An 18,609-nucleotide genomic window follows, 5' to 3' on the forward strand; every position below is an offset into this window, starting at 1 on the left:
AGTCAGGATATGTAAAGCGCGCCCGATCCCCGGCGAGCGGCTTTCGATCCGAATTCGCAGAAGCGAGGACCACCCGATGCCAACCGATCTGAGCGGGGTGAACGCGCCGGCCGGCTCGCCCAGGAGGCGCAGCGAGAAGTCCCGCACGGCGATCGTCACCGCCACGCGCGAACTGCTGCTCGAGCGCGGGTTCGATGGGCTGACCATCGAGGCGGTCGCCGCGCGCGCCGGGGTGGGCAAGCAGACCATCTACCGCTGGTGGCCCACCCGCCCCGCGCTGGTCGCCGATGTGATGCTCGAAGACGCCGACAGGCTGCTCGCGTCGGTCAACCACACCGGCAATCTCGCCGCCGACCTGGTCGGCTGGGTGGGCAAGCTGTTCGCCAGCCTGACGACGCCGCGGGGTTCGGCCATGCTGCGCACCCTGACGGTCGCCTGCATGGAGCATGAGGACACCGCAGTCAAACTGCGCGCCGGATTCAGTGCGCCCCTACACGACAGCGTGCGGGCCCGCCTGCTGGCCGACGGCATCAACGAGGCCACCGCCGAATCGGCGGCGGACGCCATCGTCGGCGGGGTGGTGTACCCGATCCTGTCGGGCGCGCAGCCCTACTCGCGCCGGCGAGCCGAACGGACCACCCGGCTCATCGTGGCGGCCCTGACCGAAAGCTGAGCGGTTCAGCCGACCGTGAGCGCGGCCAGACCCTGACTCACCCGGTCGGGCAAGGAGCCCCCGTGGCTCAGCCAATCGTCGAGAGCGATGCGCACCGCCGCCATCGCCAGCGCGCCGATCAGTCGCGGGCGTGGGTCCTGCGCCGTCAGTCCGGGTATCCGCGGTGCGATGAGGTTGGCGATGGCCCGCTCGTAGCGCACATAGACGTGCAGTGTCCACGCGTCCAGGGTCTCGGATGACCTTGTCAGCGTGGCCAATTCACGGATCTGCGGCTCGATCTCGGCGGACCCGCGGCCGAGTTCACCGAACGCGCCGATCACCGCCTCGATGGCGGTCAGCTGCGGCGGCTGGGCGGCCAGCGCCGCGGTGATCCGGTCCAGCCAGTGGGCGTTCATGCCTTCGGCGACGGCGTCTTCCTTGGAGTTGAAGTAGCGGAAGAACGTCGCGCGGCCGATGTCGGCGGTGTCGGCGATGCGGTCGACGGTGGCCCCGGCCAGGCCGCGGCTCGCGACCAGCTGGGCCGCGGCCGTGGCGATGCGCTGACGCGTCGCCGCCCGCCGGCGCTCGGCCAGCGACCGCGTCGCGGACGCTGTACCAGACATGTCCCCACCCCGTTTCCTGCGAATCGCCACACAACCGTAAGACATAGTCTTAGCATGAGACGATGTCTCAGATATCCGATTTGGTCGGCCGGCCGGCCCCGGAAGCGCGCGCCGCGTGGCAGTTCGTCCAGCAGATGCTGAGTGACGTCACCACGATCGTGATCGAGGACGCCGAGTCGGAGCGGGAGCTGGCCGAGGGTCTGCGCGTGCTCGCCCGGGTGTCGTCGCTGTGCGCGCAGATGACCGTCGAGTCCGACCCCGAGCGGCCGTCGTTCTTCGATATGTGCTCGGAGAACCGGATGATCGGGGGTCCCAACCCCGACGGCAACTACTACCTGGCGATGATCCGCGGCGACCGCCGCTACCGGATCACCGGATCCCGCGGCACCAGCGCCTACCTCGGGTTCCAGATCCTGGCCGGCACCGGACTGACCCCACGACGAATGGCCGGTTACGTCAGCGACGTCGACCTCGCGCTCAACTCAGGCGAATTCGCGTTGGTGCTCTCGGCCGACGAACCGTCCGATCTGGCCGGTGCCCAATGGGTGCAGACCCCCGACGACGCCTCGTCGGTGGTCGTGCGCGAATACATCGGCGACCGGGCGAGCGAGGAACTGGCCACCCTGCGCATCGAGGCGCTGGATCCCGGTCCCGTGACGACGCTGACCGACGACGAGCTTGCCGACCAGTTCACCGCGCTGGCGTGGTCGCTGATGAAGCTCGCGACGCTGCACCGCACCATCAAGCCCGAACTGCTGCAGACGCCGAACACCTTGCTGACGGCCCACGCCGCCGATCTGGGTGCGGCCGACACCACGCCCGACAACCTCTACATGATGGGGACCTTCCGGCTCGAGCCCGGCCAGGCGCTGGTCCTCGACATCGCGCCGCCCGACACCCGCTACTGGAACGTCACGCTGGAAAGCATCTGGCACGAATGCCTGGAGCCGCGTCGCCGGCACAGTTCGGTGACGAATCGCGGCGTCCAGCCCGATGCCGACGGGCGGGTGCGGATCGCAATCTCCGCGCAAGACTTCGGGTTTGGCCATTGGCTCGACACCGGTGGCCGGCATCGCGGCTTCGTCGTCCTGCGCTGGCTGGACAATCCGCGCCCGCCCGAGGTCACCGTGTCGGTGCGCGAAGCCCGGGAGCGGAGATGACGTTGCGGGACCGATTCGCCCCCGAACGGCTCATCGCCGCCGCCTGCGAGGAAGTCGGCAGCGACGACTTCGGCGACGAGGGCTGGCGGCCCGGGCTGCACCGGGTCACCGACGGGCTGATCAACGACGCCCGGCTATCCGATATCGGCGTCGAGATCGCGCAGGTCGACCTCATGCGGGCGTTGAAGAACCGGCTCGGTGTAATCGCTTGGCGCAAACAACATCCCGAGATCTCCGCCGAGGAGATCAAGGCGCCGATCTTCATCGTCGGCCAGCCGCGCACCGGCACCACGATCCTCTATGACCTGCTCGCCCAGGACCCCGAGCTGCGCGCACCCCTGACCTGGGAGGTCGACGAGCCCTGTCCGGTGCCGCGGCCTGAGACTTACCGCAGCGATCCCCGGATTGCCCAAACCCAGGCCGGCATCGACCTTTCCGAGCAGATCATGCCCGGCTTTCTGGCCTTTCATCCGATGGGCGCACTGGTCGGCCAGGAGTGCGTGCGCATCACCGCGGCCGAGTTCGTCAGCATGATCTTCTCGGTGCAGTATCGACTGCCGAGTTACTACCGGTGGCTGCTGTATGAGGCCGACCACGCGGGCGCCTACCGCTTCCACCGAATCTTTTTGCAGCACTTGCAATCCGGTGTTCCGGGCCAGTGGTTGTTGAAATCGCCGGCACACCTGTGGCAGCTGGACGCGCTGCTGGCCGAATACCCCGACGCGCTGATCGTGCAGACCCACCGCGATCCACTCAACGTCATCTCGTCGATCGCCGCGCTGACCCACCACCTGCGCCGGATGTGCAGCGACGAATCCAGCATCATTGAGTGCGCTGCCCAGTCATATGAGGAGATCGTCGTCGGCCTGGAGCGAGAGATGGCCCTGCGGGCCAGCGGCGCGGTGCCCGCGGGCCGGGTGATCGACGTCCAATTCGCCGATTTCATGCAGGATCCGTGGACCACGATCAAAGACATCTACGAGCGATTGGACCGCGAGCTGCGGCCCGACGCCGAGCAGAAGATGCGCAACTTCCTGGCCTCTCACCCCTCGGATGGCGGGCGCGGCCGGTACACCTGGTCGGATACCGGGCTGGACGCCGTCGAGGTGCGCGAGCGGGTGAGCGCCTACCAGGAGCGCTACGGGGTGCCCACCGAACAGCTGCGCTGAAGTCGGTCACGTCGAACGCCGCTGCGGCGCTTGGTGTCTGCGTGCGGGTAGGCTCGCCGAGAGGCGACGGGAGCGGCGATGGACGATTGCCTGAAGCTCACCACCTATTTGGCCGAGCGTAGGCGGACCGGGGACGGCTTTGTCTCCGATGTCCTGCTCGGTCTGTACGCACAGCACCGCATCGCGTGCGGCGTCCTGCTGCGCGGCATCGGCGGGTTCGGCACCGGTCACTATCTGCGCACCGACGAGTCGCTGACGTTGTCGGAGGATCCGCCGGTGGCGATCATCGCGGTCGACACGCGAACCAAGATCGAGGCCCTGCTCGACCCGGTGCTGTCCGTCAAGCAACGCGGCCTGGTCACCCTGGAGCGCGCTCGGCTGCTCCACGAGCGCATCGGCACGCCGCAGTTGCCCGAGGATCTGCGCGACGCGGTCAAGTTGACGATCTACGTCGGCCGCAAGCAACGCGTCAACGGCACACCCGCCTACATCGCGCTCTGCGATCTGATGCACCGGCGCGGCCTCGCCGGCGCCACGGTGCTGCTCGGGGTGGACGGCGTAGCGCACGGAGAACGCCAGCGCGCCAACTTCTTTGGTCGCAATGCCGACGTCCCGATGATGATCGTCGTCGTCGGATCCGGTGAGCGGATCGGTCACGTGTTACCGGAGCTCGGCGAGCTGCTGCGCAGGCCCCTGTTCACCCTCGAACGGGTTCGGGTGTGCAAGCGCGACGGCCAGTTCCTGGAGCGGCCGCACGCCCTGCCCGGTGTCGACGAGCGCGGCCTGCCGCTGTTCCAGCAGCTGACGATCTACACCTCCGAGTCGGCGCACCACGGCGGTGTGCCGATCCACCGCGCGATCGCCCAGCGGCTGCGCCAGGCCAAGACCGCCGACGGCGCGACGGTGCTGCGCGGCGTCTGGGGTTTTCACGGCGATCACCCGCCGCACGGTGACGGCTTGTTCTCGCTGACCCGTCGGGTACCCGTCGTCACCATCGTGATCGACACCCCGGCCAACATCGCCGAATCGTTCGCCGTCATCGACGAATTGACCCAAGACGAGGGCCTGGTGACCAGTGAGATGGTGCCCGCCCTGGTGTCCGACGAAGGGGACGGCGACGCCGGGCCACCACGCATGGCCCAGCACCGGTACTAGCTCAGCCGGCGACCGAGGCGTCGTAGATCGACTGGATCGCCTTGTCCAGGGTGGCGTTGAACTGCTCGTCGGACTGGTCGGCGGTCAGGCCCTCGGTCAGGGCCCGGCTGAAGCTGGCGATCAACCCGGTGTTCTTCGCCAGCAGGTCGTTGGCCTCCTCGCGGGAGTAGCCGCCGGACAGCGCGACCACCCGCATTACCTTCGGGTGCTCGATCAGGGAACGGTAAAAGTTGACCTCGGTGGGCAGGCTCAGCTTGAGCATGACGCGCTGGCCCTCGGGGACGGCGTCGAGCTGCTTGGTGATCTCGTCGCGCAGGATGCCTTCGGCCTCCGCCTTGTCCGAAATCGAGATGGTGACCTCGGGCTCGATGATGGGCACCAGACCGTGCGAGAGCACCTGGTGGCCCAGCTCGAACTGCTGGGCGACCACTGCCGCGATGCCCTTGGGGTTGGCGCCCCCGATCACCGACCGCTCCTTGGTGCCGAAGACACCCAGGCCGGCGGCCCGGTCCAGCAGCTCGTCGAGGCCCGGAATCGGCTTCATCAGCTGAACGTCATCCGACGCGTCCGCCAGACCCTTGTCGATCTTGAGGATCGGCACCACGCCCTTGGTCTCCCACAGGTAGGTGGTCGACGGCTTGCCCGCGATCTCGCGGTCCATGGTCTGCTCGAACAGGATCGCCGCCAGCACGCGGTCGCCGGTGAACGCCGGGGACGTGATGATCCGCGAGCGCATCTGGTGAATGAGGTCGAACATCTCCTTCTCGGAGGAGTACGCGTTGTCCTCGATGCCGTACAGGCGCAGCGCCTTGGGTGTTGAACCGCCGCTCTGGTCGAGGGCCGCGATGAATCCCTTGCCCGACGTCATCCGTTCCGCTTGCTGCTGGTTCGACATTGAACTCTCCCAGTTCCTCGTGGCCCTCACGGGCACCGCACGCCCGGCCCGTGCCCGCGCGCTCAAGTCTGAATCGTGCCGATCATATTCGGCCACTTCGAGCCCGGGCAGGCAGGTCGTCGGACTGCGATTTTGGTCTCAGCCGCGGCCTGGCTACCCGGCGCCGGCCTTGGTGCGCCATAGCGCCATGCGGTCCAGCAGCCGGTCACGCAAGACGAGCGTGTGGAAGAGTACCGCCGTCATATGGGCGGTAAACGCGAGGAAGAGCAGCAGCGCGAAGGCGGTGTGGCACCGCCGGAGCACCGCGAAGATGACGATGTTGTGCGGCGCGATGCCGGGCAGCGCGAGCGGCCCGAGCAGGGTGATCGGGAACCGCGCCGCCGACAGCATGGCCCACCCCGTCAGGCGCTGCACCAGCAGCAGCCCGTAGAGCAGGTATTCCGACCACGTCGCGATGCGGCGTTCGGGTTTGCTCATGGTGGCCAGGAAGGCCGGCGGCCGGTGCGTGAGCCGGTTCGCCAGCCGGACCAGGGCGAAGGCGAGGATGAGCAGCCCCAGCGGCCGATGGATGGCCAGCAGCAGCGGGTAGTAGCTCAGCGCGGCGACCATCGTCACGCCGACCAGCAGCTGCGCGATGACCATCGGCGCCATCAGCCAATGCAGAACGCGGGACGGCAGGGTGAACCGCGCCGCGGGCGTCATTGCAGGACCGCTTCGACATCGACCGCGCTGGCCGTTTTTTCCTCCTCGGCGCGACGGGTGAATGAACGGGCGTACACCGCCGACCGCGCCGCGAGCAGCGGGTCGTCGGAGGCAGCGATCCCGTCGGGCAGCACCAGGGGATCGAAGTTGATGTCGCGCGCGTTGCCGGCCTCCTCCGTCTGGACCGCGGAGATGGTGATGATGCCGGCGTCGATGGTCCGCCGCCCCGCCGGCCAGGGTTGGGTGGCGTCGTGGGTCGGATCGCCCGACTCGCCGACGGTGAGCACCAGCCGCCAGCTCAGTGGCGTGTGCGCCAGCGTGCGAATCACGGCGTCGAACAGGTAGTCCCTGGCCACCGGCGATGCGGTCACGTCGGCACCTTGCTGCGGGATCGCCGACCAGCGCACCGGCACCGTCGCACCGGCACCGTTGGTGAACCGGAAGGCGTTCAGCCCGTGAAACGCGCTGTCGGCGAACCCCGCGCTCGGCGGTGCCTGCTTGATGAGGCGCATGGCCGCGGCGGTCTCGGGATGGCGCTGTAGGAACGCCGCCATCTGCTGCGGGTCGGGCTTGCCGGTGCCCGGCAGCGGCTTGGAGGCGAGCAAGCGGTCGTAGAACCCCTGGGGCGTGCTGTCCGGAAAGACCGGGATGTTGATCATCGCGGTGCGCCACTGCCGGCCGACGGGCCCGTCGAACAGCAGGCCGAGGCCGCGCACGGTGTCCAGCTTGTCGGGCTGGTCGGGCAGCCCACCGGACAGCGAGAACCGGCCTATCAGCGGAACGCTCCCGCGCCGGAAGACAGCGGCCCGGCAGATCGCCGCGGCCGCTCCACTGCTGACGAACGTTCCGGTGGCGCTCAACCCCTTGGCGTGGTTGCGCCGGAAGCCGTCATGACGGCCGTAGACGTGCTCGAAGCGATCGGTGAACCGGGGCGGGGTCAGCGCGCCCGGCCGCAGCCAGCCACCGGCGTAGGCGAAGCCGCACACGTCGACCGCGGCGACTCCGGCCACCGCGCCCATACCGAGTAGCGCGCGCCGCCGATTCAGCGCGCCGAATTGCGACGGCGGCGGTGCGGGCTCCGCGGGGTCGTCAGGCCTCGGGTCACCGTCTTGTCCGACGCCGCGTTCACCGGGCTCCACGGCCCACCGCCCTTCCCGTGTGTGCAGGCCACGCCGTGCGGGCTGAGAACGAAACCGGTGGAAGCAATTCACGCACGGGCCGATGCCCCGTGCAACTGCTGCGCCGGCCGTCACGCACATCCGGACTTACGTCGCGGCGCCCGAAATCGTTCAGCATTTTGAGCGTGCTACGGCGCGTGTCCTACCATTGGCTAAACACTTGTAGCTGTATCTGCATTCAGTAGTGCGGATTGACGGGGTGCGTCTCCTCCGTAGGCAAGCGTGTTCCCGCGGGGTTGAATCAACAGCCCCCGGTATGACAGTTGCTATTTTCGAGCTAGCTGTGTCCCACACGGGACCGAATGTGAGTGAAAGACCATGGGCGAACAATCCGGCGACTTCGTTGATCCGACCGCTTTCGAAGTGGGCAAACACCAGGTAGATCAGGCGGTCGTGCTGACCGTCTCCGGCGAAGTCGACATGCTCAGCTCGCCGCTGCTGGCCGACGCCATTCAGACCGCGCTGGCCACCAAGCCCGCGGCGCTGATCGTTGATCTGTCCAAGGTCGGTTTCCTGGCCTCGGCCGGGATGACCGTCCTGGTGACCGCGCAGTCGGAGATCGAGCCGCCGACGCAGTTCGCCGTTGTTGCCAACGGCTCGGCCACCAGCCGGCCGATCAAACTCATGGGAATCGACAGCGTGCTCTCGCTCTACAGCAGCCTCGACGGCGCTCTGAGCGGTCTCGCTGGTGAGTGAGCCCCGACAGGGTGAGGACGCAACTGGGGACGATGGGACGCTCTGATCAGCCGCAGAACGTGTCGAACATCGATGATCGATCCCGCTTCGTGCGGACGCGCGTGACCGCCGACGCCCGCAGCGCCGCCCGCACCCGCGCCGAGTTCGGGGTGTGGCTCGGACGGCATTTCTCGCTTGACGACGACCGCTTCAACGATCTGCTGCTGGCGGTGAACGAGGCGATCGCCAACGCCGCGGAATTCGCCTACGTCGACGCCGCGGAGCGCGGGACGGTCGACGTGCGAGCGGCCTACGACCGCGATTCGGGCACTCTGGCGGTAATCGTCGATGACCGCGGCCGGTGGCGCCAGCAGAAGCCCGTCCAGTACCAGCAGCAGATGCGCGGCCGCGGCATCCCGCTGATGGAGGCGTTGGCCGACGACGTCGCCATCGACCGCACGGCGCAGGGCACCCGCGTCACGTTGACCTGGAGCGGCGTGACCGGTCCCGGCTGTAGCGCCTGATCAGCCCGACGCCAGCACCTGCTGGATGCGTTCCTCGCGCGGCAGCACCGGGCCGTCGTCGAGCGATTCGTCGATGCCGAGTTCGGTGAGCCCGGCGCCGGTCAGCAGCGAGGTGCCGTAGGCGGCCAGCACGAGTTTCTGATCGTCGCTGTGGCCGTCCTCGACCAGCATCGCACCGATGAGGCAGATGACGGCCATCTTGAAGGCGTTGAACGCCCGGTACCAAGGCCGGTTCGTGACCGTGATGCCGCTGGCCGACTCGTACTGTGCGAGCAGGGCGTCGATGGACAGGGCGGCGGGGTGGCTGTTGATCCCGACCGGCTGCATCCACAGCATTTCCAGCCAGCCGATGTCGGTCAGCGGGTCGCCGACCGTCGTCATCTCCCAATCGAAGACCGCGCTGACCTCGCCGCCGGTGAAGGCGAAGTTGCCGGGTTTCGCGTCGCCGTGCACCAGCGTGACCTTCGGACACGGCGCCGGCCGGCGGGCGACCAGTTCGCGGTGTAGCCGCTCCAGGGCGGGCAGGGGTCCGCGCTTGACCCGGTTCATCTCCGCGGCCCAGTGCCCGAGTTCGCGGTCGAGGTGGCCGACGCCGTCGTCGAGGGTGTCCAGCCCGGTGCGGCCGAGGTCGACGGCGTGGATGGCGGCCAATTGTTCGACCAGGCTCTGACACATCCGCACCACCGTCTGCTCGGTGGCGTCGGCCGGCGGTTCCATCTCGTACACCCGACCGCCGACCCGCTCCATCACGAAGAAGGGCCTGCCGAGGACGTCGCCGGTCGGTTCGAGCCACAGCGCCCGCGGGACGCGCACCGGCGTATCGGCCAGGGCGCGCAGGATCGTGAACTGGCGCGCGAGGTCGTAGGGCTCCAGCAGCGCCGGTGGTCGCGGGCGCAGCCTCAGCACCACGTCTTGGCGATCGTCACGACCGCCGCGCCGGGCGACCACGCCCAGCGTCATCATCTCGGCCGAGTGTCCGAAGCTCACCCGGTCGATGCCCTCGAGGCGCACCTCGTCAGCGCCCGGCAGCTGTGTGCGCAGCCAGCCGCTCAACCGTTGTTCCAGCTCGACGCCCAGCGTCATTGGCCGACTCCGTCGCCGTCCGCGGGCAGCCGATCGACCGGGGTCTTGTCCTGGGTGAACGCGGACATGTCCATCGCCGTCCAGTTGGGGTAGCGGCGATAGCCCTGCCCACCAAGCAGCAATTCAAAGATGCCCCAACCGATCTGGCCGTCACGCGCGAAACGCATCAGCTGGTCGAGGGCCATCGACTTATTCTCCGTCTCGGCAAGCTGCTCGGGATCGCAACTGTCCCAAGCGAAATGGATGAAGTAGGCGCCGCCACCCAGGTCCTCGTACTGGCAGTGCGCCATCGGCAGGCCGTAGTAGGCGTTGACCTCCAGATGGGGCGCCTCGGCGGTCACCCGATGGACCTGGCCGTCCTCGTCGGTGAAGACGAGCACCGCGCGGGTGGGCCGCTTGCGGTCGCCGTCGAATTCGACCTCGTGTTCGATCTTGACGAATCGTTTCGACAGGGTGCCGTCGGCGTACGTGATGCCGCCGTCGACGTAATTGACTGTGCCGTCCGAGGATTCGATGATCCAGGCCTCGATGGCATGGTCGTCGAAACCAGCGTCGAGCCACAACCAGAAGTCGATCTTATCGGAGATCCGCACCCCGAAGGTGCGGTCGCGACCGCCGTGGAAGCCGTCGACGCTGATGCGCTCGCCGTCGATTTGCACCCATCCGCTCCATCGTCCCGGCTCTTTCATGTGGTACATGTCCGCGAGCAATTCGCCGTCCTTGCCATGCACCTTCATGGGCAACAGCTCCCACATCGGGGCGGTGGGCTCGTAGTAGAGCTCCCACTCGATTCCGGAGTTGTTGGGCTCGATGTCCAGTCGCCACTTCTTCAGCGGCTCGACGCAGGTCCAGCGCATCGGCCCGGCGCTCAGGTCGCCGCGGTCGTCACCGCTGACCGGGCGTCCGGACAACAGGTCCCAGTGTCGGCCGTCGGCGAGGCTGACCTTGACGTAGCCCAGCCCGCTCGCGGTGTTCGGGTTATTGCCGTAACCGCTGGCCAGCAGCATGGTCCCGTCCGGCGACGCGGCGAAGAAGTAGCACCGGTCCGACCACGTCGGGTCGGTGCTGTGCACCTGGTCGAACGTCGTCGGCAGCTGATGGGTGAAGGATTCGTCCGCGGCGGAATACCCCATCGATCGCCCTTTCTCACTGGCAAAGTATCTGTGCTGCAGGAGGATTCATCAGCGTGGCGGGCCGCGCCGAATTCTGCCCGCGTCCGATAACAAAGCAGCACAACGCATCCCGTAATATCGCCGCCATGGAACCGAGCCGGCGATGGGGCGACGACCGCGCGATCCTCGACGACGAGGAGGCCCGCAGCCGGATCCTGGACGCCGCCGGCCGCTGCATCGTCCGGCGCGGCAACACGCAGTTCCGGATGGGCGAGGTGGCCGACGAAGCGGGGGTGTCACGGTCGACGGTGTACCGGTACTTCCCCGCCCGCGACGATGTCCTGCTGGGCCTGATGATGACGCGTGTGGACCGCGCGCTTTCCGAGTGTGTGCGCTCGCTGCCCACCCCGGACGACCCGGTGCGGTCGCTGCCCGAGATGGTGCTGGCCCGGGTGGAGTCGGTGGACGGCAACGCGCTGAACGAAGCGCTGTTCGCGGCCGAGAGCACCGCGGTGGCCTCGGCGCTCGAGAAGGGTTCGGAACCCATCGTGGAGCTGCTGCTGCGGCATTACGGTCCGCTGCTGGACCGGTGGAAGGCGGCGGGGCTGCTCTACCCCGACGTCGATTTCCGGTCGATCGTCCAGTGGCTGCACACCACGACCCTGTTCTTACTGGCGCCGTCGTGGCGTTATCGCCCCGCCGCGGACAAACGAGAATTCGTCGAGCAGTTCGTGGTGAGGGCCCTGGTGCCACAGATCAGACAATAATCGTATATTGTCTGATGTCCAGACGTTCAGTTGGTTTTGCCCGAGGCCACCGGTGTTGAAGCAGAGCACCGCGGCCGGTCTGCGAATCAGGATGGATGGACATGAAAATTCCTGTGGGACAAGCGTTCTCTATCCTCGGCCTGGCCGCTCACCTGGGCCGCGGCGCGAGCCGGGTGGCCACCGATGTCGTGGTGGGCGGCCGGTTCGGCCTACCGCGGACGGTCGAAGACATCGACCCAGCGGCCCTGTCCCAGGTCATGGGCACCACCGTTCGGTCGATTCGTGTCCTGAGCAAGGACGCGGGCACGTCCTCCCGCGGCCGCCTGGTGCTGACCGGCAAGAATGTCCCCGACTCGGTGTTCGTCAAGGTCGCGGCGCAGACCGCCGCCACCCGGCTGATGGGCGAGCTCGGGCGCCTCGGACAGACCGAGGTCCGGTTCTATCGTGAGCTGGCGCCGCAGGTCGTCGGCGTCCCCTATTGTTACGGCGCGGCTTTCGACGCGTTGACCGGCCGCTACCTGCTGGTCCTGGAGGACCTGCCGGCCGAGTCGTGCGAGTTCCCGGACACGCTGCACCCCCTGTCTGCCGACCAGGCCAGCCTGATCATCGAGCTGCTGGCCGAGCTGCACGCCACCTTCTGGGGCCGGCTGCCGCGAGACGGACGCGGCCCGATGGGCTGGCTGTACACCCCCTCCGGTGACGTCACGTCGCTGTTGACCGGTTCGTTGATGCACACCTCGATCAAGCGGCTCGCCGAGCGCACCACGATCCCGGTGGACAGCGGCGCGTTCATCGCGGACAACTACCGTGCCGTCGCCGCACTCATCGACACTCCCCCGCATACCGTCATGCACGGGGACGCGCACCCGGGGAACATGTACTTCCACGGCGGCAAGGCCGGGCTGCTGGACTGGCAGGCGGTGCGCCGGGGGCACCCCTCCCGCGAATTGGCCTACACGCTGATCACCAGCCTGACGCCGGAAGACCGGCGGGCCAACCAGCGCGAACTCCTCGACGACTACCGGCGGGCGCTGGTCGCCTCCGGCGGCCCCGACCTGGGCCGCGACGACCTGTGGCTGCGGTTCCGCCAGGGCGCCCTGTACGCGTACGTCGCCCCGCTGATCACCACCGGAATGGGCGGAATGCAGCTCGAAGACATCGCGATGGAAGGCCTGCGCCGCGGCGTCGCCGCGCTCGACGATCTGGAAACCGTCGCCGCCCTGAAGCGCTCCCTGTAGGCCCGACGTAGGGCCCGACCCAATTCGGTTGAGGCTATTGCCTTCGCCGCGCCAAGAGTTACGCTACCTAGCGTAGCGAAATGCTGCGCGCCTCACGGCTCAGCCCTCCAGAGACAGCCCACGGCGGCGAAGAGGAGCCTCATGTTCGACCTCAAGATCATCGGTGGAACCGTCGTCGACGGCACGGGCGCGGAACGTTACCCGGCCGACATCGGCATCAAGGACGGCAAGATCGTCGACGTCGTGCGGCGGACCGCCGACGGCCCCGCGATGGGCGGCGAGGCAGCCGAAACCATCGATGCCACAGGGCATGTGGTGGCTCCCGGCTTCGTCGACATCCACACCCACTACGACGGGCAGGTCAGCTGGGACAGCCTGCTGGAACCGTCCAGCGGCCACGGCGTGACCACGATCGTGACCGGCAACTGCGGCGTCGGCTTCGCGCCCGTGCGGCCCGGTAGCGAGCAGTGGCTGATCGAGCTGATGGAGGGCGTCGAGGACATCCCCGGCACCGCGCTGACCGAAGGCATCACCTGGGGCTGGGAGACCTACCCCGAGTACCTCGACGCGGTCGGCAAGCAGAAGTTCGCCGTCGACGTGGCCAGCCAGGTCGCGCACGGCGCCGTCCGCGCCTACGCGATGGGCGAGCGCGGCGCCCGCAACGAACCGGCCACGCCCGAGGACATCGCGGCGATGGGCCGGTTGGTGCGTGAGGCGATCGAGGCGGGCGCGCTCGGCTTCTCCACGTCGCGCACGATGGGTCACCGCGCGATGGACGGCGAACCGGTCCCCGGCACCTTCGCGGCCGAGGAAGAGCTGTTCGGCCTCGGCCGCGCCATGGCGGCCGGCGGTCGGGCCGTGTTCGAGCTGGCACCGCAGGGGGCGGCCGGCGAGGACATCATCGGTCCCAAAAAGGAACTGGACTGGATGCGACGACTCAGCGCCGAGATCGATCGGCCGGTGTCCTTCGCGCTGATCCAGGTGGACGCCGATCCGAAACTGTGGCGCGAGATGCTGGACCTGTCCGCCGACGCGCACGCGGCGGGCGCCCGCCTCCATCCGCAGATCGCGGCGCGGCCATTCGGCATGATGATCGGCTTCCAGGGGCATCACGGATTCAGCCACCGGCCCACCTACCGCCGGCTGGCGGCCGAGTGCGGCCGCGACGAGCTCGCGCAGCGACTGGCCGACCCCGCGGTGAAAGCCGCCATCCTGTCCGAGGACGACCTGCCCGTCGACCCCAGCCTGTTGTTCGACGGGATGTTCGCCTTGGTGCAGCACTCGCTGGGCAGGCTCTTTGCGCTCGGCAATCCGCCCGACTACGAGCCGACCCCCGACCGCACCGTCGCGGCCATCGCGAAGGCCCGCGGTGAGGACCCGCTGTCCACGCTGTACGACCTGATGCTGGAGTCGAACGCGACCAACATGCTGATGCTGCCGTTGTTCAACTACGCCGACGGCAACCACGACGCGATCCGCGAGATGATGCTGCACCCGGCGGGTGTGCTCGGACTCTCCGACGGTGGCGCCCATTGCGGGATGATCTGTGATGCGTCCTACCCGACGTTCCTGCTCACCCACTGGGCGCGGGACCGGCGCCGGGGCGAGAAGCTGTCGCTGGAGTATGTGATCCGCAAGCAATCCCGCGACACCGCTCACCTGTTCGGCCTCACCGACCGCGGCACCATCGAGCCCGGCAAGAAGGCCGACATCAACGTCATCGACATGGATGCCCTCACCCTGCACCCGGCGGCAATGGCGTTCGACCTGCCCGCCGGTGGGAACCGAATCCTGCAGGGCGCCAGCGGTTATGCGGCGACCATCGTCAGCGGCACGGTGACCCGCCGCAAGGACGTCGACACCGGTGCGCGCCCCGGACGGCTGGTCCGCGGAGCGCGCTGAGAACTGCGCTCGATGACAACGGCGGCCGGTAATCCGGCGCGGACCCGCGACGAGGATGCCATCGGCACCCCGCCGGAGAACCCGACGCTGGTGCCGGCCGAGCGCTACTACTCCCCCGCCTTCGCCGCGCTCGAAACGCAGCGGATGTGGCCGCGGGTGTGGCAACTGGCCTGCATGGTCGACCACGTCGCCGCACCCGGCGACTACTTCGAATACCGCTGCGGCCCTTACGGTGTGCTGATCGTCCGGGATGACGACGGGGTGCTCCGCGCATTCCAAAACGTCTGCCGGCATCGCGGCAACTCGCTGTGCACCGGGTCGGGTTCGGGCCTGAGCGAACTCAAGTGTGGCTATCACGGGTGGACCTGGGACCTGGCCGGGGCGCTGAAACGGGTGCCCAACCGCAAGGGTTTCGGCTCGCTGCGGATGTCCGACTTTCCACTGATACCCGCTCGCGTCGACACCTGGGCCGGGCTCGTCTTCGTCAATCTCGACCCGGGCGCGGTGTCATTGACCGAGTACCTGGAGGCGGTTCCCGACGACATCGCCTGGTGCCACCTGGAGGATTTCCGCTGCTACGCCACCTTGACCGTCGAGGTCGACGCCAACTGGAAAACGATCGCCGACGGGTACAGCGAGACGTACCACATTCAGACCCTGCATCCCGAACTGCTGCGCTGCGTCGACGATATCCATGCACCGCAACGGATTTGGGGCCACACCGGTAAGTCGGATCAGCCCTATGGTGTGCAAAGCCCGCGCTTCGACGGCGCGCTGAGTGACGAAGAGGTCTGGAACGCCTACGTCTACACACAGGGGGCGCTGATGGGCGCGGCCGAGGGCACGCCCTTCCCCGCCGACGAACGCCGGCCCGGCCAGACCGTTGCCGACCTGATCGCGGACCGCACCCGGGCCTTCGCCGCGAGCCGCGGTGTCGATCTCAACTGGGCTGATACCGACCGGATGACCCGATTGCATCAGTACAACGTGTTTCCCAACATGACACTGTTGACCAACGCCGACCACCTGACCGTCATGTGCTCGCGGCCCGCCCCCGACCCCTCCCCCGACAAGGGCGAGCTGATCATGTTCTTGATGACGCGAATGCGGCCGGGCGCGCCGCGCGCCAAGCCGACGGACGTGCGTATGGCCGCCGATGCGGCCGACCCCGGCGTGGTGCTCACCCAAGACGTCGCGGTGCTTCCCGGCTTGCAGCGCGGGATGCATCAACCCGGCTTCACACACCTGGTGTTGTCCAGCGAGGAACGACGCGTGATCAACATGCATCGCAACCTGGAACGCTACCTCGAGTTGCCCACGACCCAGCAAATGAGCGGCGGTGCGTCGAAGTGATACCTCGCAACAGAATTCGTGTCCGCAGCGCGAAGGTGGCGCCGAGCGATCTACAATCCCGCTTGTGATGACCCCGTCTTACCCCTGGGGGGACGATCGAGGGCAACTCGCGCGGCGGCTCCGGCTGCCCTATGAAACGCTCCGCCGACGGCGGGCGCTACGTCTGTGCCACAACTTCGAACGGGTGGGTGTTCGAACGGCACCGGAGCGGTTGCGGCAAATGCTGGAGGGTGCGCCGCTGGCCGCCCACGAACTGATGAACGTGAACTTCGCGCTGATCGCGATCCGGCTCGACCGCGAATTGCGTGCCGCCCGCTACAAGCGGCTCAAGCAGCGCGGCGCCCGATCGCTGATGTTCGCGGGCCTGATCATGGTGGTGCTCAACTTCCTGGTGTGCATGGCCTACCTGCTGCTGAACCTGACGGAGCAGTCGGCGCCCTTATAGGTCGTCAGCGCGGCGCGACGATGCCGTTGTCGTACGCGTAGACGATCGCGGCGGCGCGGTCACGCAAATCGAGCTTGCCGAAGATGCGGCCGATGTGGCTCTTGACCGTGACGCCCGAGATGCACAGTTGGCTGGCGATCTCCGCGTTCGACAGGCCCTGGCCGATCAGCGTCAGCACGTCGAGTTCGCGGGTGGTCAGCTCGCCGATCGCGGTGCCGCGCGGCCCGGGCGCGGCCTTGCGGTACGTGGTGAGCACGCGCGACGTCACCGCCGGATCGAGATAGCTGTCGCCCCTGGCGACCGCCCGGACCGCGCGGATCAGTTCTTCGGCCGACGAATCCTTGAGCACGAAGCCGGCCGCGCCGGCGCGCAGCGCTCCCGACAACAGCTCGTCCTCGTTGAAGGTGGTCAGCGCGAGCACCGGCGGCCGGCCGCCCAGCCTGCGCGTCGCCTCGATGCCGTCGACGCGGCGCATCCGCAGATCCATCACGATCACGTCGGGCCGGTGCTCGGCCACCGCCGCGGGCACCTCGTCACCGTCGGCGCATTCCGCGACGACGACGAAACCGTCCTTGCGGCGCAGGATCCGGCGCAGGCCCGACCGCACCAGGTCCTGATCGTCAACGAGCAGCACGCTGATCTCGGGCGTCGAATTATCTGGGATCACGCCTTGCACCACCACGGGCGCCAGGCCGTATCGCCTTCCTGCAGCGGGATTTCGGCGCACACCGACCAGCCGTCGCGGGTGGGGCCCACGTCGATGGCCCCGCCCAGCAGCTCGACGCGCTGGCGCATGCCGCGCAAGCCGCGCCCTTCGGGTGATCGCGCGGCCATCACCGCCGCGGGAAGCAGATTGGTGATGGCGAGCCGCGCCGAGACGGGCGAAATATCCAACACCACACCGGCTTTCGATTCCGGCGCATGCTTGGCGATGTTGGCCAGCGACTCCTGGGTGATGCGGTACAGCGCGAGGCCGACCGCGGGCGACACGTGATCGGTGGGGCCCTCAACGCACAGGCCGACGGCCAGACCGGCCCGCTGGAAACCCTCGACGAGCACCGCGATGTCGTCGATGCCGGGTTCGGGCGCGGTCTGCGCGGGTTTGGCGGCCTTGGTGGGCCAATTGTCGAGCAACCCGACGGTGCGGCGGATGTCGGCCATCGCCTGACGGCCCAGCCGCTCGGCCTGCTCCAAAGCCTCGACCGCGTCGTCGACGTCGCGGTCCTGCTGCAGCGCGCGGCGCGCGCCGGTGACATGCAGCAGGGTGATGCTCAGCGAATGGGCGATCACGTCGTGCACCTCGCGCGCGATGCGCCGCCGCTCATCGGCGGCGGCGTGCTCGGCCAGCTTCTCCTGCGCCGCAATCTGTTCGGCGAGCAGCAGCCGCTGGGTGCGCATCAGGTAGCCGAGCAACCACCCCGCCCCGACGAAACCCAGATACAGCACCACCGCGTCCAGGCGATGTAGGGCCGACGCGGTGAGCAACATGGCGACGGCCGACATGGCTGCCAGGAAGCCGCCGAGAACCGACCCCAGCGTCGCGACCACCAAGACCATCAGCACCAAAAGCGCCGGTCCGAAATCGGCGCGAATCGGGGTCGACGTGCCAAACAGCGTCAGCGCGGAGGACACCAACCAGGTCGCCCACAACGGCCCCGGGGTCATCTTCATGTTGAAGACGACAAACGCAACCGAGGGCGCCAGGGCTATGGCGAATGCGGTCAGCGACACCGGCAGGTCGGCCGCGGGCCGCTGCAGCGTCCCGATCACGCCGCCGAGCACGAGGGCGGCATCCACGGAGATCAGCGCCGCCCAGGTGATACCGACGGGAATCAGTTCGCTGCGTCGGCGAAGCTGTTCCCGCAGGTAATCCGCTGCGGCGTGCAACATCGTCCAATCCTAGAAGAGCGCGGCGCCCCGTCACATCCTTCCGGGGTCGGTACCGGTCTCCGCCCGTGGTAGGAGGCAAAGACTGC

19 protein-coding genes are annotated in these 18,609 nt (G+C 68.1%); 11 read left to right on the forward strand and 8 right to left on the reverse strand.

Annotated features, from left to right (window positions below):
* The first annotated feature begins 76 nt into the window (after nt 1-76).
* Nucleotides 77-673 carry a TetR/AcrR family transcriptional regulator gene (locus ACYQ8K_RS22620; protein ID WP_459972486.1) on the forward strand — a complete coding sequence of 199 codons (597 nt, stop codon included), beginning with the start codon at nt 77-79 and terminating at the stop codon, nt 671-673.
* A 5-nt stretch (nt 674-678) separates the two neighbouring features.
* Here the strand turns inward: ACYQ8K_RS22620 and ACYQ8K_RS22625 are convergent, their stop codons facing one another.
* Complete coding sequence (locus tag ACYQ8K_RS22625; RefSeq protein ID WP_459972488.1) at nt 679-1,275, reverse strand: TetR family transcriptional regulator; 597 nt, start codon at nt 1,273-1,275, stop codon at nt 679-681.
* A gap of 62 nt (nt 1,276-1,337) precedes the next feature.
* Here ACYQ8K_RS22625 and ACYQ8K_RS22630 point away from each other — a divergent pair, with 62 nt between their 5' ends.
* From ACYQ8K_RS22630 to ACYQ8K_RS22640, 3 genes are all read left to right on the forward strand, one after another.
* A complete protein-coding gene (locus ACYQ8K_RS22630; RefSeq protein ID WP_459972490.1) occupies nt 1,338-2,435 on the forward strand; it encodes a DUF1214 domain-containing protein in 1,098 nt (365 codons plus the stop codon).
* Nucleotides 2,432-3,604, forward strand: coding sequence for a sulfotransferase family protein (locus ACYQ8K_RS22635; protein ID WP_459972492.1), 1,173 nt, complete (start codon nt 2,432-2,434; stop codon nt 3,602-3,604). Before ACYQ8K_RS22630 ends, ACYQ8K_RS22635 begins: the two co-directional genes overlap by 4 nt.
* 78 nt (nt 3,605-3,682) lie before the next feature.
* Nucleotides 3,683-4,759 carry a DUF190 domain-containing protein gene (locus ACYQ8K_RS22640; RefSeq protein ID WP_459972494.1) on the forward strand — a complete coding sequence of 359 codons (1,077 nt, stop codon included), beginning with the start codon at nt 3,683-3,685 and terminating at the stop codon, nt 4,757-4,759.
* A 1-nt stretch (nt 4,760) separates the two neighbouring features.
* On the opposite strand, the gene ACYQ8K_RS22645 is transcribed toward ACYQ8K_RS22640, so the two are convergent.
* From ACYQ8K_RS22645 to ACYQ8K_RS22655, 3 genes are all read right to left on the reverse strand, one after another.
* Entirely contained in the window at nt 4,761-5,654 is an 894-nt protein-coding gene (locus ACYQ8K_RS22645; RefSeq protein WP_459972496.1) for a fructose bisphosphate aldolase, read from the reverse strand.
* 153 nt (nt 5,655-5,807) lie between these two features.
* Nucleotides 5,808-6,356: a cytochrome b gene (locus ACYQ8K_RS22650; protein WP_459972498.1), complete on the reverse strand. Its 549-nt coding sequence runs from the start codon at nt 6,354-6,356 to the stop codon at nt 5,808-5,810.
* Complete coding sequence (locus ACYQ8K_RS22655; protein WP_459972500.1) at nt 6,353-7,495, reverse strand: catalase family peroxidase; 1,143 nt, start codon at nt 7,493-7,495, stop codon at nt 6,353-6,355. Before ACYQ8K_RS22655 ends, ACYQ8K_RS22650 begins: the two co-directional genes overlap by 4 nt.
* Nucleotides 7,496-7,852: 357 nt before the next feature.
* Between ACYQ8K_RS22655 and ACYQ8K_RS22660 the strand changes: the two genes are divergently transcribed.
* Nucleotides 7,853-8,230, forward strand: coding sequence for an STAS domain-containing protein (locus ACYQ8K_RS22660; protein WP_085291004.1), 378 nt, complete (start codon nt 7,853-7,855; stop codon nt 8,228-8,230).
* 59 nt (nt 8,231-8,289) lie between these two features.
* Nucleotides 8,290-8,733 carry an ATP-binding protein gene (locus tag ACYQ8K_RS22665; RefSeq protein ID WP_459972531.1) on the forward strand — a complete coding sequence of 148 codons (444 nt, stop codon included), beginning with the start codon at nt 8,290-8,292 and terminating at the stop codon, nt 8,731-8,733.
* Here ACYQ8K_RS22665 and ACYQ8K_RS22670 read toward each other — a convergent pair whose 3' ends face one another.
* Entirely contained in the window at nt 8,734-9,816 is a 1,083-nt protein-coding gene (locus ACYQ8K_RS22670; RefSeq protein WP_459972503.1) for a phosphotransferase family protein, read from the reverse strand.
* Nucleotides 9,813-10,949 carry a hypothetical protein gene (locus ACYQ8K_RS22675; protein ID WP_459972504.1) on the reverse strand — a complete coding sequence of 379 codons (1,137 nt, stop codon included), beginning with the start codon at nt 10,947-10,949 and terminating at the stop codon, nt 9,813-9,815. The genes ACYQ8K_RS22670 and ACYQ8K_RS22675 overlap by 4 nt, the downstream gene beginning before the upstream one ends.
* A gap of 125 nt (nt 10,950-11,074) precedes the next feature.
* On the opposite strand from ACYQ8K_RS22675, the gene ACYQ8K_RS22680 reads away from it, so the two are divergent.
* From ACYQ8K_RS22680 to ACYQ8K_RS22700, 5 genes are all read left to right on the forward strand, one after another.
* The gene (locus ACYQ8K_RS22680; RefSeq protein WP_459972506.1) at nt 11,075-11,695 is read left to right on the forward strand and encodes a TetR/AcrR family transcriptional regulator; all 621 of its coding nucleotides are present in this window, start codon (nt 11,075-11,077) and stop codon (nt 11,693-11,695) included.
* Between the two features lie 101 nt (nt 11,696-11,796).
* Entirely contained in the window at nt 11,797-12,933 is a 1,137-nt protein-coding gene (locus ACYQ8K_RS22685; protein WP_459972508.1) for a phosphotransferase, read from the forward strand.
* Nucleotides 12,934-13,074: 141 nt separating this feature from the next.
* Nucleotides 13,075-14,835 (forward strand): N-acyl-D-amino-acid deacylase family protein, encoded by a 1,761-nt coding sequence (locus tag ACYQ8K_RS22690; protein WP_459972509.1) that lies wholly within the window; start codon nt 13,075-13,077, stop codon nt 14,833-14,835.
* Between the two features lie 12 nt (nt 14,836-14,847).
* Nucleotides 14,848-16,188 carry an aromatic ring-hydroxylating oxygenase subunit alpha gene (locus ACYQ8K_RS22695; RefSeq protein WP_459972511.1) on the forward strand — a complete coding sequence of 447 codons (1,341 nt, stop codon included), beginning with the start codon at nt 14,848-14,850 and terminating at the stop codon, nt 16,186-16,188.
* 184 nt (nt 16,189-16,372) lie between these two features.
* Entirely contained in the window at nt 16,373-16,633 is a 261-nt protein-coding gene (locus tag ACYQ8K_RS22700) for a hypothetical protein (protein ID WP_459972513.1), read from the forward strand.
* Nucleotides 16,634-16,637: 4 nt separating this feature from the next.
* On the opposite strand, the gene ACYQ8K_RS22705 is transcribed toward ACYQ8K_RS22700, so the two are convergent.
* On the reverse strand, nt 16,638-17,297 hold the full coding sequence (locus ACYQ8K_RS22705) for a response regulator transcription factor (protein WP_459972533.1): 660 nt from the start codon (nt 17,295-17,297) through the stop codon (nt 16,638-16,640).
* Entirely contained in the window at nt 17,297-18,523 is a 1,227-nt protein-coding gene (locus tag ACYQ8K_RS22710; RefSeq protein WP_459972515.1) for a sensor histidine kinase, read from the reverse strand. Before ACYQ8K_RS22710 ends, ACYQ8K_RS22705 begins: the two co-directional genes overlap by 1 nt.
* Between the last annotated feature and the right edge of the window lie 86 nt (nt 18,524-18,609).

The sequence above is a fragment of the Mycobacterium sp. MUNTM1 genome, assembly GCF_054660795.1.